General features: G+C 66.6%; 14 protein-coding genes. 9 read left to right on the forward strand and 5 right to left on the reverse strand.

Features of this window, described 5'->3' with window-relative positions:
• Positions 1–1,539: DNA mismatch repair protein MutS (gene mutS, locus DT069_RS16955; protein WP_119461514.1), on the forward strand; the 1,539-nt coding region annotated here is incomplete at its 5' end.
• A 5-nt stretch (positions 1,540–1,544) separates the two neighbouring features.
• Here mutS and DT069_RS16960 read toward each other — a convergent pair.
• The gene (locus tag DT069_RS16960; protein WP_119461515.1) at positions 1,545–2,912 is read right to left on the reverse strand and encodes an arylsulfotransferase family protein; all 1,368 of its coding nucleotides are present in this window, start codon (positions 2,910–2,912) and stop codon (positions 1,545–1,547) included.
• A gap of 270 nt (positions 2,913–3,182) precedes the next feature.
• Here DT069_RS16960 and DT069_RS16965 point away from each other — a divergent pair, with 270 nt between their 5' ends.
• A complete protein-coding gene (locus DT069_RS16965; protein WP_119461516.1) occupies positions 3,183–4,439 on the forward strand; it encodes an Asp23/Gls24 family envelope stress response protein in 1,257 nt (418 codons plus the stop codon).
• 27 nt (positions 4,440–4,466) lie between these two features.
• Here the strand turns inward: DT069_RS16965 and DT069_RS16970 are convergent, their stop codons facing one another.
• Complete coding sequence (locus DT069_RS16970; RefSeq protein ID WP_119461517.1) at positions 4,467–4,979, reverse strand: hypothetical protein; 513 nt, start codon at positions 4,977–4,979, stop codon at positions 4,467–4,469.
• Between the two features lie 252 nt (positions 4,980–5,231).
• Here DT069_RS16970 and DT069_RS16975 point away from each other — a divergent pair, with 252 nt between their 5' ends.
• Together DT069_RS16975 and murJ are read left to right on the forward strand one after the other, a co-directional pair.
• Positions 5,232–8,018 carry a [protein-PII] uridylyltransferase gene (locus tag DT069_RS16975; protein WP_119461518.1) on the forward strand — a complete coding sequence of 929 codons (2,787 nt, stop codon included), beginning with the start codon at positions 5,232–5,234 and terminating at the stop codon, positions 8,016–8,018.
• Positions 8,019–8,104: 86 nt separating this feature from the next.
• Positions 8,105–9,658 carry a murein biosynthesis integral membrane protein MurJ gene (murJ, locus tag DT069_RS16980; RefSeq protein ID WP_119461519.1) on the forward strand — a complete coding sequence of 518 codons (1,554 nt, stop codon included), beginning with the start codon at positions 8,105–8,107 and terminating at the stop codon, positions 9,656–9,658.
• A gap of 18 nt (positions 9,659–9,676) precedes the next feature.
• Here murJ and DT069_RS16985 read toward each other — a convergent pair whose 3' ends face one another.
• Entirely contained in the window at positions 9,677–10,690 is a 1,014-nt protein-coding gene (locus DT069_RS16985; protein WP_119461520.1) for an NAD-dependent epimerase/dehydratase family protein, read from the reverse strand.
• Between the two features lie 188 nt (positions 10,691–10,878).
• Between DT069_RS16985 and trpS the strand changes: the two genes are divergently transcribed.
• Entirely contained in the window at positions 10,879–11,907 is a 1,029-nt protein-coding gene (trpS, locus tag DT069_RS16990) for a tryptophan--tRNA ligase (protein ID WP_119461521.1), read from the forward strand.
• 80 nt (positions 11,908–11,987) lie between these two features.
• Positions 11,988–12,977 carry a DUF2333 family protein gene (locus DT069_RS16995; protein ID WP_119461522.1) on the forward strand — a complete coding sequence of 330 codons (990 nt, stop codon included), beginning with the start codon at positions 11,988–11,990 and terminating at the stop codon, positions 12,975–12,977.
• 57 nt (positions 12,978–13,034) lie between these two features.
• On the opposite strand, the gene DT069_RS17000 is transcribed toward DT069_RS16995, so the two are convergent.
• Positions 13,035–14,027: a TIGR01620 family protein gene (locus tag DT069_RS17000; protein ID WP_119461523.1), complete on the reverse strand. Its 993-nt coding sequence runs from the start codon at positions 14,025–14,027 to the stop codon at positions 13,035–13,037.
• Positions 14,024–15,391: a YcjX family GTP-binding protein gene (locus tag DT069_RS17005; RefSeq protein WP_162913249.1), complete on the reverse strand. Its 1,368-nt coding sequence runs from the start codon at positions 15,389–15,391 to the stop codon at positions 14,024–14,026. The genes DT069_RS17000 and DT069_RS17005 overlap by 4 nt, the downstream gene beginning before the upstream one ends.
• A gap of 270 nt (positions 15,392–15,661) precedes the next feature.
• On the opposite strand from DT069_RS17005, the gene DT069_RS17010 reads away from it, so the two are divergent.
• From DT069_RS17010 to DT069_RS17020, 3 genes are read left to right on the forward strand one after another with little or no spacing between them, the layout of a single operon-like run.
• Positions 15,662–16,585, forward strand: a complete 924-nt coding sequence (locus tag DT069_RS17010) for a sulfite exporter TauE/SafE family protein (protein ID WP_119461525.1) — start codon at positions 15,662–15,664, stop codon at positions 16,583–16,585.
• A gap of 56 nt (positions 16,586–16,641) precedes the next feature.
• Positions 16,642–17,409 carry a TIGR02186 family protein gene (locus DT069_RS17015; RefSeq protein ID WP_119461711.1) on the forward strand — a complete coding sequence of 256 codons (768 nt, stop codon included), beginning with the start codon at positions 16,642–16,644 and terminating at the stop codon, positions 17,407–17,409.
• A gap of 5 nt (positions 17,410–17,414) precedes the next feature.
• Positions 17,415–17,936 (forward strand): universal stress protein, encoded by a 522-nt coding sequence (locus tag DT069_RS17020; RefSeq protein WP_119461712.1) that lies wholly within the window; start codon positions 17,415–17,417, stop codon positions 17,934–17,936.
• The last annotated feature ends 13 nt before the right edge of the window (positions 17,937–17,949 follow it).

Here is a 17,949-nt window from a genome sequence, read left to right on the forward strand (position 1 = left end):
CGCGACCTCGCCGCCGTTCGCGATGCGCTGGCCGAGGCCGCGGCGCTGCGCGAGATGCTGGGCGCGCCGGGGCTGGCGCCAGCGCCCGAGGGCATCGCCGCCGCCGCGCGCGGCCTCGGCCATCATGCCGATCTGGTCGACCGCCTGAAGCGGGCGCTCGCCGCCGACCCGCCGCTCCTCGCCCGCGACGGCGGCTTCGTCGCGCGCGGCTATTCGAACGAGCTCGACGAGCTTCGAAGCCTTCGCGACGAGGGCCGTAAGCTGATCCTCGGGCTCGAGGCGCGCTATCGTGACGAGACCGGGATCGGCTCGCTGAAGATCCGCCACAACAATGTGCTCGGCTATTATGTCGAGACGACGCCGACCCACGCCGACAAATTGGCGCGGGCAGACGCCTCGTCGCCCTTCATCCACCGCCAGACGCTGGCGAGCGCGGTGCGCTACACCACCGTCGAGCTGGGGGAGCTGGAGCGCCGCATCGCCAGCGCAGCGGACAAGGCGCTGGCGGTCGAGCTGGCGCTGTTCGAAGATCTCGTCGGCGAGATCGTGGCGCGGTCGGAGCCGGTCGCATTGGCCGCGCGAGCGCTCGCCAACCTCGACATGGCGTCGGCCCTGGCCGAGCTCGCGGTCGAGCAGCGCTATTGCCGGCCGGTTGTCGATGACAGCCTCGCCTTCCGCATCGAGCAGGGCCGGCATCCGGTGGTCGAGGCGGCGCTCGCCCGCAGCCAGGAGGGCAGCTTCGTCGCCAATGACTGCGACCTCGGGCAGGAGCGCCGCCTGTGGCTCCTGACCGGTCCCAACATGGCCGGCAAATCGACCTTCCTGCGGCAGAACGCGCTGATCGCGGTGCTGGCGCAGATCGGCTCCTACGTGCCGGCGGCGGCGGCCCATATCGGTGTCGTCGACCGCCTGTTCAGCCGGGTCGGCGCCGCCGACGATCTGGCGCGCGGCCGCTCCACCTTCATGGTCGAGATGGTCGAGACGGCGGCGATCCTGAACCAGGCGGGTCCGCGCGCGCTCGTCATCCTCGACGAGATCGGCCGCGGCACCGCGACCTTCGACGGGCTGTCGATCGCCTGGTCCTGCGTCGAGCACCTGCATGAGGTCAACCGCAGCCGCGCGCTCTTCGCCACCCATTATCACGAACTGACGGCGCTCGCCGCCAAGCTGCCCGCGCTGGCGCCGCATTCGATGCGGGTGAAGGAATGGCAGAACGAGGTGGTGTTCCTGCATGAGGTGGCGCCGGGCGCGGCAGACCGCTCCTACGGCATCCATGTGGCCAAGCTCGCCGGCCTGCCGCCGGCGGCGGTGGCACGGGCCGAGCAGGTGCTGGAGACGCTGGAGCAGGGCGAGCAGGCGGGCGCGCTTACCCGGCTCGCCGACGACCTGCCGCTGTTCTCCGCCGCGGCGCAACAGCCTGTCATGGCGCCCGGTCCCTCTCCGGTGGAAGAGGCGCTCGCCGCGGTCAATCCGGACGAGCTGGCGCCGAAGGACGCGCTGGAGCTGCTCTACCGGCTGCGAGGCCTCCTGCCCCGCTGAGCCGCCTATTGACCCGGCGTCAAAAGGGCCGGGTCAAGACTGGCCGGGTCCAATCGCTGCGCCCAGCAGATGATGGGACGCTTCGCGTCGTCCGCGCCGCCGCGGACCGGATTGACGAATTCCCAGACGATCTCGCCTTCCGGCGTGACTTCGAGAATGCGTCCCCCGTTCGACTCGGTGATGAGCGTATTGCCGTTCGCCAGCCGCTCTTGGGACGCGCGGATCGCGCTGTCGAGCGGCCGGTCGGCGGTGCCGGCATATTGCCAGACGATCTCCATCGTCCGCGGATCGAACTCAATTACCCGCGACTGCCTTTCCGGCAGTCTGAAATGCCCGTAATTGTCGAACAGCAGGATGTCGCCATTGGCCAGGATGTCGGGATCATGCTGGCCGATCCAGGGTCCGCGCGCAGCCCAGACCAACTCTTCGCTGTCGAGATCCAGCACGCCGATCGCGCCGAGCTCGCGAAAGGACAGCAGGACCTGGCCCGGTTTTCCGAAGGGAAAGTTCGCGGCGGCCTCTTCGGTGATCACGTCCACCCCATTCGCGTGGAGCGGGTCCGCGACCGCATAGGACGAGACGGTATGGAGCAGATGCCGGTACGGCGATTTCGAGACGCGCTGAATCAGCGGAATCTTCTCGAGTTCCTCGCCCTCGGGCGACAGCACGACCAGGAAGTCGTCGAGCCGTGGAGACGCCAGGTTGCCGTACCCGTCCAACGGCTCCTGCACGAATTCGTGCGTCAGGAGGTAGATCCGGCCGTCGGGACCGATGTCGATGTCATGATGGGTATGGCTCAGATAGCTCCAAATCACCTCTGAATCGCGGTTCAGCTTGACCACGCCATAGCCATAGGGCGTGTCGCCGGCCCCCTCATAGACCGCGAGGAGGTCGCCGTTCGGATAGACCGTCGCCTTGCGGAAATAGACATAGGAGTCGGGCTGCGGGTTCTTCACCGCGGCATTCTCGTTCCACACCGTGCTGAAGGGACGGCGCCATTCATGCAGCACCTCGCCCTCCATCGAGACGAGAAATGCCGCGGCATCGTGGCCCGAGCTATAGAGCGTGACGCCGTCCTGTGCCTGTGACGGACGGTAGGTCGTGACCCCTTGATCGGGGCCGCGCACCGGCTGCCACAGGTCGGACGCATAGACGTCCTGATAGGCGGTGAGCTTCTCGTAATAGGCCTTCGCGCCCTGATAGGCGCGGGCGATCTGGGTACCGGGGAAGATATCAGCCGCGGTGACGATGGCGCCTGCCATTAGGGCGATCAGCATCAACGCCGCGATGAAGGCGACGAAAAGGGCCTTGTCCAGGCGGGAACTCTGTCCGCTCGCTTCGTCGGAACCCTCCCTTCGATCTTGCTGATCCATTGTCGTTGCGTCGTCCTTGTTCCGCCTCGCTTCGCGCCGCAAGAGGCAAGCGGCATATCTTGTCCAAATTGTGGCGCGATCGGCCGGGAACGTCTGACAGGATGGACGACGTCTTTGCGGCACGATGGGAGGGCGCTACGGCAGCTCACCCTGCGTGGCAGTCTGGAACATTACAAACATCTTGCCGTTACACTTCATGCGGACCGCAAGACCGCCGTAAACCGGCGTGTTTTCACGTTCATATCTCAGCGGAGTCCCCGATCGTACCCGATGGATGGGATCATCAGAGCGGCGCTGGCCGTATCCTGGCGTAAATTCGTGTTGTCGGTCAGCCTGATCCTCGTGGCGATCGTCACCGTCTGGACTTATTTCGCGTGGCAAAGCTGGCGCCTCGATGCGTTCGTCTTCGCCGTCAATATCGGCTCGGAGATGAACTTCGCGGTGTGGTGGATCAGTGCCCTCCTTCTCTTGTGCACGCTGTCATTTTACGAGTTCTTCTGCCGGGGGGTCGCGGGTCATCGCGCGCCATGGCTTCTGCTCGCCGTGATCTTCCTGGTCCTGTCATGGGATGAACTCGGCTCGCTGCATGAGCGGACCTTTGATTCCGGGTTCGGTGTCGCACTGGTGGGCTTGCTTCTGGTCGGTGCCTTATTCGCCGCGGCCGCGCTCTATGCGGTCTGCCGCCTCATCGCCCGAACCGAGACGCGCACCAGCGGTTGGCTTCTCTTCTTCGCCTTCGCTCTTTATGGCAGCATCGGCATTCAGGAATTCCTGGAGCACAAGGTCGAATGGCCATACTGGTCGAAGGGCCTGCGAACAGGCGTCGAGGAAGGGACCGAACTCGTCGCGGACTTCCTGGTCCTCTGCGCGATCGCGGCCCAGCGGCCCGAACTGCGGGGCGGGCTGGCGCAGATCCTGCCTGACACACGCGCGCTCATCGCGATCCGCCCAGTGCTGCTCGCGCTGCTGATCGTTCATGCGGCCGTCAGCCTGCTCTACATTCCGCTGCTCGACCCGTTGACCCGCCACGGCAATCCGGCCGCATGGTACCCGGCCGCGATCTACCTTCTGCTCGCCTGCCATGTCGCTCGGCGTATTATCGATCCGGAGCAGGATAGGGGAGAACAGGAAAGGACCAGTCTGTGGGGCGGGTTGGCGCTGTTCCTGCTGGTCTGTTCGGCTCTGATCAGCGTCCGCTTCGACCGTTGGTGGCCCGGCATGACCATCATCGAGTGGCTGCCGGTGAATTTTCACGTCGCCTATGCCTATCAACTCGCGGTTCTGGGCGTCTTGCTCGCCGGTCTGGACCAGTTCAATCGGCGAACGCTGGCGATGTACGCGGTGGCGGCGGCGCTCCCCTTGCTTGTACAGTCACCCGGCGATCAGGGGCTTACGTTCTTTGTCCTCGGCCTTTCGGCCTATCTGTATGCGGAAATTCTCTATCTGGCGCAGCCGGCCGCGCGATCGGTCGCCGCCCCGGGCGGGAGCCCCTTCCCGGCGCGGCACCGGGAAGCACCCTTCTTATAGCGGACCGGTCCGCGTCATCCCCGATGATCATTCCGCCGGCGGCGGGGATGGCGCCGGCACTTCCATGAAGCGCAGGCCGGTTTCCGAGGTGCCGAGCTGGATCCTGACCGTCCAATCCTGCCAATCGGCCCGATAGGCCGCCATATCCTCGATCTGGATGCGGGCGCGGCTGAGCACCTCGGGCTCGTCGGCCGCGCCGCCGAACCCGCCGAGGGGAAAGCCGAGTCCGATGCTGGTGCCAATGCGGCTGCTGCTGCCGCCGGTGACGCCGACCCCGATTCCGAGATTCGAGAGCGCCCCGCCGCGCTCCTCGACGATCCGGTCGCGCAGGATCTGGTGGGCCCTGTAGACCCGACCGTCGGGGCCGACCAGCTCCACCGCCTCGACGGGCTGCTCGTCCGTCACCCGCACCTCGACGACGTCAGCTTCCTCGGCGACGAAGCTGGCCGTCACCGGCCTCTCGAACGTCCGCTCATCGCGGTCGCCGGCACAGGCCGTCAGCAAAAAGCCGGAAAACAAGATCGAGAGGCCGCGTTTCATAAGAGGTCTCTTTGATAAGGTTCGTTCATCAATTTAGGTGTCGCCGCGCGTAAGCGAAGGCTCGGCACGCATTTTGCCTCTCGCCCAGTAATTCCAAACTAGGTGTTCCGCCGCTAACACCCGGTTACCGCGCGCTCGGTTACCACGCGTCAGTAACGGGACACCAGCGCCGCCGCTGTGGCATAGTAGCCCGATATCATGATGCCTGGGCCGGGTCTTGCCCTTTCCCGATCGGAAGGACATCTCAACGCCATGGAATCCATCCGCGATCAGCGCGCCATCATCGACCGGCGAAAGCTCGCGGCGGCGCTGTCCGACATCGCGGCGGTGAAGCTCGACGCGACGGCCGAGCGCGCTGCCGTGCTGGTCGCGCTGCGCACCGTCCTGGCCGCCGGCCGGGAGGAGATCCGCCGCCGCTTCGACGCGAGCGCCGACGGCCGCGCGGTCGCGCGCGAGACCTGTTTCCTGGTCGATCAGTTGATCCGCACGCTCTACGACTTCACCGCCATCCATGTCTATCCGGTCGCCAATCCCAGCGCCGCCGAGCATGTCGCAATCGTCGCGGTCGGCGGCTATGGCCGGGGCGAGATGGCGCCGCATTCCGACGTCGATCTCTTGTTCCTGCTGCCCTACAAGCTGACGCCCTCCACCGAGCAGGTGGTGGAATACATACTCTATCGGCTGTGGGACCTCGGGCTGAAGGTCGGTCACGCGACGCGCTCGATCGACGACTGCATGCGCCAGGCGAAGGGCGACATGACGATCCGCACCAGCCTTCTCGAGGCTCGGTTCCTCGCCGGCAAACCCGCGCTCTTCCAGGAGATGCGAAGCCGGTTCCAGAAGGAGATCGTTACCGGCAGCGGCCCGGACTTCGTCGAGGCGAAACTGGCCGAACGCGACGAACGGCACCGCCGCATGGGCGATTCCCGCTATGCCCTCGAGCCGAACATCAAGGAGGGCAAGGGAGGCCTGCGCGACCTCCACACGCTGTTCTGGATCGCGAAATATCTCTACCGCGTGGACGATGTTGCGGTCCTGATTGATCGTGGCGTGCTGACGCGCAAGGAGGTGAAGATCTTCGAGAAGGCGCAGACCTTCCTCTGGACGCTCCGCTGCCATCTCCATTATCTGACGGCGCGCGCCGAGGAGCGCCTGACCTTCGACGTCCAGGCCGAGATCAGCCGCCGCATGGGCTACACCGACCATGCCGGCACCAAGGGCGTCGAGCGGCTGATGAAGCACTATTTCCTGATCGCCAAGAGCGTCGGCAATCTCACGCGCATCTTCTGCGCGATGCTCGAGGCCGAGCATCAGCGCAAGCCTCTCTTCCGCCTGCCGACCCTGGGGCTCCTCCGCCGCGAGATCGAGGGGTTCGGCTTCGACAATGGCCGCCTGACCGTCCCGGATGCCCAGACCTTCACGGCCGACCCGGTGAATCTGCTGCGGCTCTTCCATGTCGCCCAGCGCTACGAGCTGGACATCCATCCGGCGGCGCTGCGGCTGGTGACGCAGCATCTGAAGCTGGTCAATCGGCAGCTCCGCGCCGATCCGGAGGCGAACCGCTTGTTTGTCGAGATGCTGACTTCGCCCAAGGGACCGGAAGCTACTCTACGCCGCCTGAACGAAGCCGGCATATTCGGCCGCTTCATTCCCGATTTCGGCCGGGTGGTCGCGCAGATGCAGTACGACATGTACCACCACTACACGGTCGACGAGCACACGATCTTCGCGATCGGCATCCTGCATCGGATTGAGCAGGGCGTGCTGAAGGATGAGGTGCCGATCGCCAGCCACGCGGTGCACAAGGTCCTGTCGCGCCGGGTTCTCTATCTCGCGGTGCTGCTGCATGATATCGCCAAGGGCCGCGGCGGCGATCATTCGGAGCTGGGCGCCCGCGTCGCGCAGAAGCTCTGCCCCCGCCTCGGCCTCAGCGACGAGGAGACGGAGACGGTCGCCTGGCTGGTCCGCCATCACCTGCTGATGAGCAACAGCGCCTTCAAGCGCGACATCGACGACCCCAAGACCATCGCCGACTTCGCCGACCAGGTTCAGTCGCTGGAGCGGCTGCGCCTGCTGTTGGTGCTGACCGTGGCCGATATCCGGGCCGTCGGCCCCAAGACATGGAACGGCTGGAAGGCGGCGCTGCTGCGCGAGCTCTATTACCGGACCGAGGAGCAGCTGTCCGGCGGCCTCGTCACCGAAGGCCGCGAGGCGCGCGTCGCCGCTGCGATCGCCGCGCTGACCGCCGAGTTGCCCGACTGGAGCGACGCCGAGCGCGCCGCCCACATCGCTCGCGGCTATCCGTCCTACTGGCTGTCCTTCGATGCGACGACCCATGCCCGCCATGCGCGGCAGGTGCAGGCGGCCGAGGCGGCCGGCGAAATGCTGTCGATCAATGTGCAGATCGACCTCTGGCGCGCCGTGACCGAGGTGACGGTCTACACGCCCGACCAGCCCGGCTTGTTCTCGCGCCTCGCCGGCGCCTTCGCGATCAGCGGCGCCAACATCGTCGACGCCCGCATCTTCACGCTCGCGAACGGCATGGCGCTCGACAGTTTCTGGGTCCAGGACGACGAAGGCCGCGCCTTCGACCGGCTGGAGCGGCTGACGCGGCTGAAGGCTACGGTGGCGCGCGTTCTGGCGGGCGGCCCCGGCCCGATGGCCGAGCTGGAGCGCCGCAAGCCGGCCTTTCCCAGCCGCCTCGCGGTGTTCAAGGTGGCGCCCCGCGTGCTGATCGACAACCGGGCGAGCAACAGCCATACGGTGATCGAGGTCAATGGCCGCGACCGCAAGGGGCTGCTGCACCAGCTCACCTGGGCGCTCACCGACCTCAATCTCCAGATCTCCAGCGCCAAGATCTCGACCTATGGCGAGCGCGCCGTCGACGTCTTCTACGTCAAGGACCTGTTCGGCCTGAAGGTCGAGAACGAGATAAAGCTGAAGGCGATCCGAGCCCGGCTGATAGAGGTGCTGGAGGAGCCGGCGGCGGAGGCATCCTCGGCGGCGAAGGCGGCGAAGGACACGGCTGCGGCGGAGTAGCGGCGCGGAACCATATCCGACGTGTCTTCGGTCCACGCCAAGCTCTCGCTTCCTAAGCTCGGCGTAATCCGCTAAACACCGACGCCATGGTGCTCTTCCGGTCTCTTGCCACGGTCGGCGGCCTTACCATGGTCAGCCGGGTTCTGGGCTTCGTCCGCGATATCCTGATCGCCCTCGTCCTTGGGGCCGGGCCAGTCGCCGATGCCTTCTTCGTCGCCTTCCGGTTTCCGAACCTATTCCGTCGCCTGTTCGCCGAGGGCGCGTTCAATTCCGCCTTCGTGCCGCTGTTCGCGCGGCGGCTGGAGGAGGACGGGCGCGAGGCGGCGCGGCGCTTCGCCGAGCAGGCGCTGGCGGTCCTCCTGACGGCGCTTCTGGCGCTGACGGTCCTGGCGCAGATCGCCATGCCCTGGCTGATGATGCTGATTGCCCCCGGCTTCGCAGAGGAGCCGGCGAAGTTCGACCTCGCGGTGCAGCTCACCCAGATCACCTTTCCCTATCTGCTGTTCATGTCGCTGATCGCGCTGCAGAGCGGGGTCCTCAACTCGCTGCACCGCTTCGGCCATGCCGCTGCGGCGCCGATCCTGCTCAATATCGTGATGATCCTGGCGCTCGCCGTCGTCGCGCCGCTGACCGGCATGCCCGGCCATGTCCTCGCCTGGGCGGTCGCCGTCGCCGGCATCTGCCAGTTCCTCTGGCTCGTCGCCGCCTGCCACCGGGCCGGCATGGCGCTCCACCTGCCGATGCCACGGCTCACGCCGCCCGTCCGCCGGCTGCTCCGGCTGATGGGGCCGGGCGTGCTGGGTGCCGGCGTCATGCAGATCAACCTGCTGGTCGGCACCATCATCGCCACGCTCCAGCCGGGCGCGGTCTCCTATCTCTATTACGCCGACCGGATCTATCAGCTGCCGCTCGGCGTGATCGGTGCGGCGGTCGGCGTCGTGCTGCTGCCGGAGCTGACGCGCAGCCTGCGCGCGAACCGGCCGGCGGCGGCGATGGACTCGATGAACCGCTGCCTCGAATTCGCGCTGCTCCTGACCCTGCCGGCGGCGGCGGCGCTGATCGCGATTCCGGGACCGATCATCTCCGTCCTGTTCGAGCGCGGCGCCTTCGACGCGGCGGCGGCCGAGGCCACGACCTTGGCGCTCGCCGCCTTCGCCACCGGCCTGCCGGCCTATGTGCTGGTGAAGGCGCTGGCGCCCGCCTTCTTCGCCCGCGAGGACACGGCGACGCCGTTCCGGTTCGGCGCGATCAGTGTCGTCGCCAATGTCGTCCTCAGCCTGCTTCTGTTCCAGGTCTTCGCCTTCGTCGGAATCGCGCTGGCCACCGCGATCGCCTCCTGGATCAATGTCGGGCTGCTGGCCTGGCGCCTCCACCGGTCGGGGTTCCTGAAGACCGATGCGCGGCTGCGCGAGCGCCTGCCGCGAACCCTCGTCTGCAGCCTGGTGATGGGCGGCGCCCTGTGGGTGGCGGCCGAGCTCCTCGAACCGGCGCTCGCCGGGCCGCTCCCGCTCGCCGCCGCGGCCCTGGCGGTTCTCGTGTTCGGCGGGATGGGACTCTTCGGGGGGCTGGCGCTGGCCTGCGGTGCCCTCAAGGCCGACGAGTTCCGCCAACTCCTGCGCCGCCGGCAAAGGACGGCCTGACTCGGCGATGACAGGGAGTCACCGAGAAGAGTTGGTGAAGGAACGGGATGATTCCACGGGATAAGGCCCATCGGCAAACGCCTCGGCATGGTACCCCTTCGATCCGATGGTCCGCGCCAAAGGACTTCCGATGTCGTTCCCCGTTCTCAGGCGGGCGAGGATGTCGTTGAAGTCATATCGCGGTCGCCAACCGAGATCAGTTCGAGCGCGTTCGTTGACATACACCCGGTCGATGCTTGGAAACATCGTCCAGCCACGACGCTCATACTCGACTTCATAGTCCGGAACGCGCCGCCGAACCGCCAGCGGCGCATCGGAACGCAGGTCTGGCAGGTCGTCAGGCAGAAACGGCGTGGTTGCGCTGATGACATATGTGCGAAACCCGATTGCGGGCGCGTGTTCGGCGGCCAGCAGATGTGCGCTTACGACATCTTCGATATCCACGCGCCGGAAGAGATATTCATTCGCCTTGATATTGGCGTCTGGATAGGCTTCCCGCACAGCCTTGTTGTCGTCCTCTTCGGGGAAGAAGCGCGACGTTCTAAGCACGAGACATGCAAGCCCCTGATTCCTATGGGATAGCTGGCAAAGATCCTCCGCCGCCGCCTTGGTCACGCCATAGATGTTCTTGGGAACGGGCGTGACAGTCTCCGTCACCCATGCCGCCGGAGCACCGGCAGGCGGTACCAGGGCGTCGCCGAAGACGCTGGTTGTGCTCGTGTAGACAAAGGATTCGACACCGGCGGCCGCGGCTTCTTCCAGCAGAGTGAGCGTGCCCGTGATGTTGGTGTCGATAAAGTCCTGTTGGCTATGGGTGACGACATGAGGCTTATGCAGGGTGGCCGTGTGGAAGACGGCCTGCACGCCGCGCATGCAACGCTTTACGAAGGAGCGGTCGGTTATCGAACCGAGATGAGTGGTGAACGGGGATTCAAGGATGTCGAGGCCAACGACCTCCTGCTTCAAGTCCGTCAAGGTCCGGACCAGCGCCTCACCAAGATGTCCGGCGCTTCCTGTAACCAAGGCTTTCATGCTCGCTGGTTACATGATGAGTTTACGAAGTTCAAACATCCACGTGGGATGCGGTTCCCGATCGGCCCCCAGCATTCCCTTCGGATCGGGAGCCGAGATCCAAACCGGGACAGCGCCCTTGCCCCCTTGCTTGACCCTGGGCCCCGATGGGGCGATAACACCGCGCCTCTGCATGGGTATTTCACGACATGAACCGAATCTTCTCCGGCGTCCAGCCCACCGGCAACCTGCATCTCGGCAATTATCTCGGCGCCATCCGCAACTGGGTGAAGCTGCAGGACCGGTTCGAGTGCATCTACTGCATCGTCGACATGCACGCGATCACCGTCTGGCAGGATCCAGCCCAGCTCCGCGCCCAGACCCGCGAGGTGGCCGCCGCCTTCCTTGCCGCCGGGATCGATGCCGACCGTCACATCGTCTTCAACCAAAGCCAGGTGCCGGCGCACGCCCAGCTCGCCTGGGTCTTCAACTGCGTCGCCCGGATCGGCTGGCTGAACCGGATGACGCAGTTCAAGGAGAAGGCCGGCAAGGACCGCGAGAACGCCTCGGCGGGGCTCTATGTCTATCCGAACCTGATGGCGGCCGATATCCTCGCCTACAAGGCGACCCATGTGCCTGTCGGCGAGGACCAGAAGCAGCATCTGGAGCTCGCCCGCGACATCGCCCAGAAGTTCAACAACGACTATGAGGTCGACTTCTTCCCCCTGCCCGAGCCGCAGATCCTGGGCACGGCCACGCGCGTCATGAGCCTGCGCGACGGGGCCAAGAAGATGAGCAAGTCGGACCCGTCCGACTACAGCCGGATCAACATGACCGACGATGCCGACACGGTGGCGCTGAAGATCCGCAAGGCGAAGACCGATCCGAACCCCCTGCCGGGGCCGGAAGTCCTGCGCGCCGACGGGACCGTCGACCCGGGCGCCGAATCGGCGCGTCCCGAGGCCTTCAACCTGCTCGGCATCTATGCCGCGCTGGCCGACAAGCCGGCGAGGGCGGTTCTCGACGAATTCGCGGGCCAGGAGTTCTCGGCCTTCAAGCGGGCGCTGACCGATCTCGCGGTCGCCACGCTCGGCGAGATGGGCGGCGAGATGAAGCGGCTTCTCGCCGAGCCCGGGCATGTCGATTCGGTCCTCCGGCAGGGGGCCGAGCGGGCAAGGGCGATCGCCGGACCGATCATGGCGGAGGTCGAGGATATCGTCGGCTATCTGCGGCCGTGACGGAGCGCGGCCTGAACGGCGCCTTGCGCCGTGGCCTCGGCACTCTCATCTAAGAAGGCGCTCTAGGGCCGGAGGCCGGAATGCAGGACGATTTCCTTCTCGACGATCAGCCGAAGCGGCGCTTCCGCCTTTCGGCACCCTGGCGTTTCGGCCGGCCGAGGTGGCGGACGCTCGGTTTCCTGGCGCTCCTGCTGCTCGCGCTTCTGCTCCTCTATTACCCGATAGGCATGGTCTGGGTGCATGAGATCGACGACGATCCGGCGTTCGCGCCGGCCGAAGTCGCGCCCGAGGCCAGCCATGCCATTGCGACGGCGGCCGCGCTTATCACGCGTGAGGTCGACGAGAACCACTGGACCGCCAACGACCCCTTCTTCCTGCCCGGCGCCGCGCTCGACAACATGCCCAACTTCCAGCAGGGCATCATCGCCGCGCTGAGCCGCTTCGCCGTCGAAATGACCGACCAGATCGGCCGCACCCGGGGCTCGAGCCGGGCCGACGCCGATCTGGAGAAGGCCGCCGGCCTCCTGAAATATCCGGGCGACGTCTGGATCTTCGATCTGTCGACCTCCTGGGCGCCGACCGCCTCCTCGGAGACTCAGTACCGCGCCGCCCAGCGGGCGCTGATCTCCTATAACCAGCGGCTTGCCGCCGGCAATGCGGTGTTCGAGCGCCGCTCCGACAACCTGCTCGCCACGCTCGACCGCATGGCCGCCGACCTCGGTTCGGCGTCGGCGGTTCTCGACCAGCATCTGGCGCAGAACGCCGGCGGCATCCTCGATTTCCGGGCGGACGACATCTTCTACAACATCAAGGGCCGCCTCTATGCCTATGGACTGCTCCTGCGGGGGATCGGCGTCGACTACCAGTCGGTGATCGCCGAGCGGGAGCTGCAGGCGGCCTGGGACCAGATGATGGACAGCTTCGAGCAGGCCTCGACCCTTCAGCCGCTCGTCGTCGTGAACGGCGAGCCCGACGCGCAGTTCGTGCCCAGCCATCTTGCCTCGCAGGGCTTCTTCCTGCTCCGCGCCCGCACCCAGCTCCGCGAGATCTCGAACATCCTGCTGAAATAAGCGGCGCGCGGCTAGAACAGCGGCCTCTCGCGCTGCGGGGGCGTCGGCACGTCGCTCTTATCGATGACGGTCATCGGCGCCTGTTGCGTCCCTGTTCTTTCCCTGCCCCAGCACCGCCGTGGTGAACCGGCGCAGGGTCGGCAACTCGTCCTCTCCGAACGGCACTGCCCGGCAGAGCTGCATCGCCAGCAGGCCCAGCCGCAGCGTGCGCGTGGTGGCGACGGCGCTGCCGCCCAGCCTTGTCGCCACGACGTCCGTCAGGGCGCCGCCGAGCTGCTGCGCCAGGACCGTTCCGGCCACATCGGTCGCCGCCACCAGCGCCACGCCGGACAGCAGGCGCCGGATCAGCACCCAGGTACTGACCGGACCCGTGCGATAGCCGTAAAGCTCGGCGAGTTCCCGCACCATGCGGATGTTGCGCCAGACCATCACCGCCGCGTCCGCCAGCGCGGTCGGCACCACAGTGGTGATGATGCCGACATCGCGCGCGGCGCGACCGACGACGCGATAGGCTTGGTCGTCGACGACGCTCAGAACTTCCTGCTTGAACAGGGCCAGACGCTGCGGCGCCTCATGGGTGTCCTGGACCTTCTGCTCATACCGCCGGATGGCCCCGGCGAGCGCGGGGCGGCGCGACAGCACGGCGGAAACCTCCGCGATCAGCCGCGCGGTCTCCGCCGTCGCGTCCTGCCCGGCCTTCGCCTGCAACCGGGCGCGCGCCCGGTCGACGCTCTCGAGCCGGCGCAGGGCCCGGACTTCGATGCTGGCCCAGGCGAGACCGCTGATCGCCACCACGCCGATCAGCACGCCATATCCGGCGCCGAGCGCCCAATGCTGCTCGAAGCGGGCATGAACGAAGCTGCCCAGCTCGAAGCCGATCAGGGCGAGGATCAGAAGCGCCAGCATAAGCAAGAACCGGCGCGCCGGGCGCGAGCGGCGCGGCGGCTCCGGCGGCGTGTCGGAAACGGGTACGACCGCCCGGTCCGCCGTCGGCTGCTCTGTTTCGATCACGAATTCGGTGTCGGGCTCGATCCATCGGGTGCGGGTCATCGGAACTTGTCTCCGATCAGGAACTCCAGTGCCTCGTCGAGACCGATATGGGGAATGCCGGCGACCGGCGCAGCCGAAATCGGCGGCGGCCGGAAATTCGGGAACTCGGCCGGCGGCGCCTCCCAGTGGCCGGGCGGGGGCGGGCTTGCCGGCACGTCACCGGGATAAAGCAGCCGGGGCTCGCTCTCGCCCACCGGAATCCCGCGGATCATCCGCACCTCCCGGCCGTTCACGCGACCCCGGCCGACCTCCGTGCAGCGGACCGCGGCGAGCGCCCGCACGGCGACCGAGCCGCCGGCGAAACGCATATCGAGGCTCGGCGCCGCCATCATCTCACCCAGCAGGCTGCGCAGATTGCCGTACTGGCCCGGCGTGACGTGATCCGCCTTGGTGGCGGCGAACAGCACCCGATCGATCCGCGATCCCAGCAGCGGCGCAAGCCAGCTCGGCCTGCCGAAGTCGAAGCTGCCGAGAATGGCGGTTAGCGCGGCGCGCGCATCCTCGAAGGCATGGCGCCCGCCGTCGAGCGCGCGCAGCAGGTCGACCAGCACGATCTGGCGGTCGAAGGTGCGAAAATGCTCGCGGTAGAATTTGCGGACGATCTCCCGCCGATAGGCGTCATAGCGCGATTCCATGAGGGCGCGCAGAGAACCCCGGGCCGGTTTCATGTCCCCCGTTCCTTCAAGTGGACAGAACCACAGGATCGGCGCCCCCTCATAGGCGCCGGGCAGCACGAAGCGCCCGGGCTGGACTAGGCTCAGCCCATGGCGCGGCTCCTTGCAGCGGCGCAGGAAGTCGGTGTAGCGGGCAGCCGCCTCGCGCGCCTTGCTCTCGTCGGCCGGACCCTCCGGCGCCAGGGTCTTGAGGAAGCCGAGCCAATCCGCCGCAAGGCTCTGCCGCGGCTCCTGCCGGCAGAGGGCCAGCACGCCAGCCGACCACTGGGCGAAGCTCTGCTCCAGCATCGGCAGGTCGATCAGCCACTCGCCCGGATAGTCGATGATGTCGAGGCCGAGCGTGGCCACGCGGCCGAGCTGCCGGCTGACGATTCCCTCCGGCCGGTATCGGATCGCGACGCGAATCTGGCTGATGTCCCTGGTCCCTTCCGGCCAGGTCGGCGGCGTTCCGGCCATCGCGGCGATCGCCTCCGCGTAGGGAAAGAGCGGCCGCGAGAGCGTGGCGCCGGAGATGATCTGCGCCGCCGCGACCGCGCCTCGCGCCTGCACGCCGAGCAGCGGCAGAAGTGACGGCCGGTGTGCTGCGCTCAGCAGATTGTGAATGACGGACGTGATGAAGACGGTCTTGCCGGCACCGCTGAGGCCCGTCACCGCAAGCCGGACGGTCCGGTCGAGCAGAAGATTTGCCAAATGTTCTCGCCTCCGTTTCCTTGCGCCTGTCGCAGGATGGCGTGCTCGCAGACTAAAAGCCTCCAACAGAAGCTGTCCATGGCACCGACATCCGCAGGATAAGCACAAGATAAGCCGCTGCTCGCTCTTTCCTCGCCGCCACCGCCCGTGTAAGCTGGCGGAAGACACGCCACGCCCGGTCGAACAGCCCAGTCGAAATCGGCGCCGGCGCAATGATCAAGAAGAAGCGTGCGCGGTTCTTTAATGGTTCTGGCAGCATAAATCTCGGCGATGCAGATCTACCTGCCGATAGCCGAGATGTCCCTCAACGTCTTCCTCCTGTTGGGGCTGGGCGGGCTCGTCGGGTTTCTGTCGGGCATGTTCGGCGTCGGCGGCGGCTTCCTGATGACGCCGCTCCTGATCTTCATCGGCGTGCCGCCCGCCGTGGCCGTCGCGACGCAGGCCAATCACATCGTCGCCTCCTCGGTATCGGGCGTGCTCGCTCATTGGAGCCGGGATAATGTCGATTTCAAGATGGGGCTGGTGCTGCTGATCGGCGGCCTCATCGGGTCGACGATCGGCGTCATCCTTTTCAGCCTGCTGCGCAGCGTCGGCCAGATCGACCTCGTTATCGGCCTGACCTACGTGCTGTTTCTGGGGCTGGTCGGGGCCCTGATGCTGTTCGAGAGCGTGCGCGCCCTCCTGCGCCGCCGCCGCCGCCCCGGCGCGCCCCGCAAGCTGCACCAGCATACCTGGGTGCATGGCCTGCCGCTGAAGATGCGGTTCCGCAAGTCGCGGCTCTATATCAGCGCGTTGCTGCCGATCGGAGTCGGCTTCATCGTCGGCATGCTGGCGGCGATCATGGGGACCGGCGGTGCCTTCCTGATGGTGCCGGCGATGATCTATCTCCTCGGCATGCCGACGGCGATCGTCATCGGCACGTCGCTGTTCCAGATCATCTTCGTGGCCGCGAACGTCACCTTCTTGCAGGCGGTCGAGAATCAGACCGTCGATGTGGTGCTGGCGCTACTGCTGGTGATCGGCGGCGTCATCGGCGCACAAATCGGCGGTCGGACGGGCGCGCGGCTGCCGGCCGAGCACCTTCGCATCCTGCTTGCCCTTCTCGTTCTCGTCGTCTGCGGTCGCCTCGCCTATGAAATGACGGCGCCGCCCGGCGACCTCTATTCGATCGCGACGACGGAGGGCGGCCTTTGATCCCTCGCCGCCGATCCAAGTCGCAAGAGCGATCCGGCCAGCCGGAGGCGGCCTCGGTGTCGAGCCCGGGGGCGACGCCGGGGTCGACTCTTGCCCGGCTGGCCACGGCCTGGCTGATCCTGATCGCGGTCACGGCCGAGGCGCGGTCCCAAACCCTGGTCGCCGATCTCTCCAGCCATCTTATCGCGATCACGGCCGGGTTCACCGGGACCGAGGTTCTGCTGTTCGGCGCGACCGAAGGCGAGGGCGAGGTGATCGTCGTCGTCCGCGGGCCGGAAAGCGAGGTGACGGTCCGGCGAAAGCGGCGGACGCTCGGCATCTGGGTCAATCGCGGCAGCATCACCTTCGAGGGCGTGCCGAGCTTCTACGCGGTGGCGAGCAGCCGCCCGCTCGCCGAAATCGTCCAGCCGGAGGTGCTGTCGCGGCAGCAGATCGGTGTCGATAACCTGCAGTTCCAGGCCCCGGAGGGCATCCGCGAGTCGCGGCTGAAGAAATATCACGATGCGCTGATCCGGAACAAGCAGCGGGCCGGCCTGTTCAGCGGCGAGGTCGGGCAGGTGACCTTCCTGGGCGAGCGGCTGTTCCGCACCGAGATCTATTTTCCCGCCAACGTGCCCACCGGCAGCTATCTTGTCGAAGTCCTGCTGGTTCGCGATGGGGAGGTGGTCAGCGCGCAGACTTCGCCGCTGATCATCAGCAAGATCGGCATCGGCGCGGAGATCTTCGACTTCGCGCACAACAGGGCGGCTCTCTATGGCGTTCTTGCGATCATCGGCGCCCTGATGGCAGGATGGTCCGCCCACCTCGTGTTCCGAAGGGTTTGATCGGCATGAGTGATCCCGAAACTCCGGCTTCGGCCGCCGCCGCGCCGGAAGCTCCGGACAAGAAACCGGGCCGCGTCTTCCTGGTTGTCGTCGACGAGACGCCGGAGCTCAAGGTCGCGTTGCTTTATGCCTGCCGGCGCGCGCGCGCGACCGGCGGCCACGTCGCCCTGCTCCACGTGATCGAACCGGCGGAGTTCCAGCACTGGATGACCGTCGGCGAGTTGATGCAGGAGGAGAGCCGGCAGGCGGCAGAACAGCTCCTCCAGAATGTTGCCGCCGAGGTGAACCGTCTCTCCGGCACGCTGCCGGTGCTCTATCTGCGCGAAGGCGACCGACGCGATCAGCTTCTGAAGCTGATCGACGAGGAGCCGGATATCTCGATCCTGGTTCTGGGCGCCGCAACCAGTCAGAAGGGACCAGGGCCCCTGATCTCCGCTCTGACCGGCAAGTTCATCGGCCGCCTGCGGGTGCCGATCACGATCGTTCCCGGCGGCCTGTCCGAGGAGGATATCGAGAGCATCAGCTGATGCTCCGGTTCTC

The organism is Virgifigura deserti, from assembly GCA_003576685.1.
GTDB classification, from domain to species: Bacteria; Pseudomonadota; Alphaproteobacteria; order Dongiales; family Dongiaceae; genus Virgifigura; species Virgifigura deserti.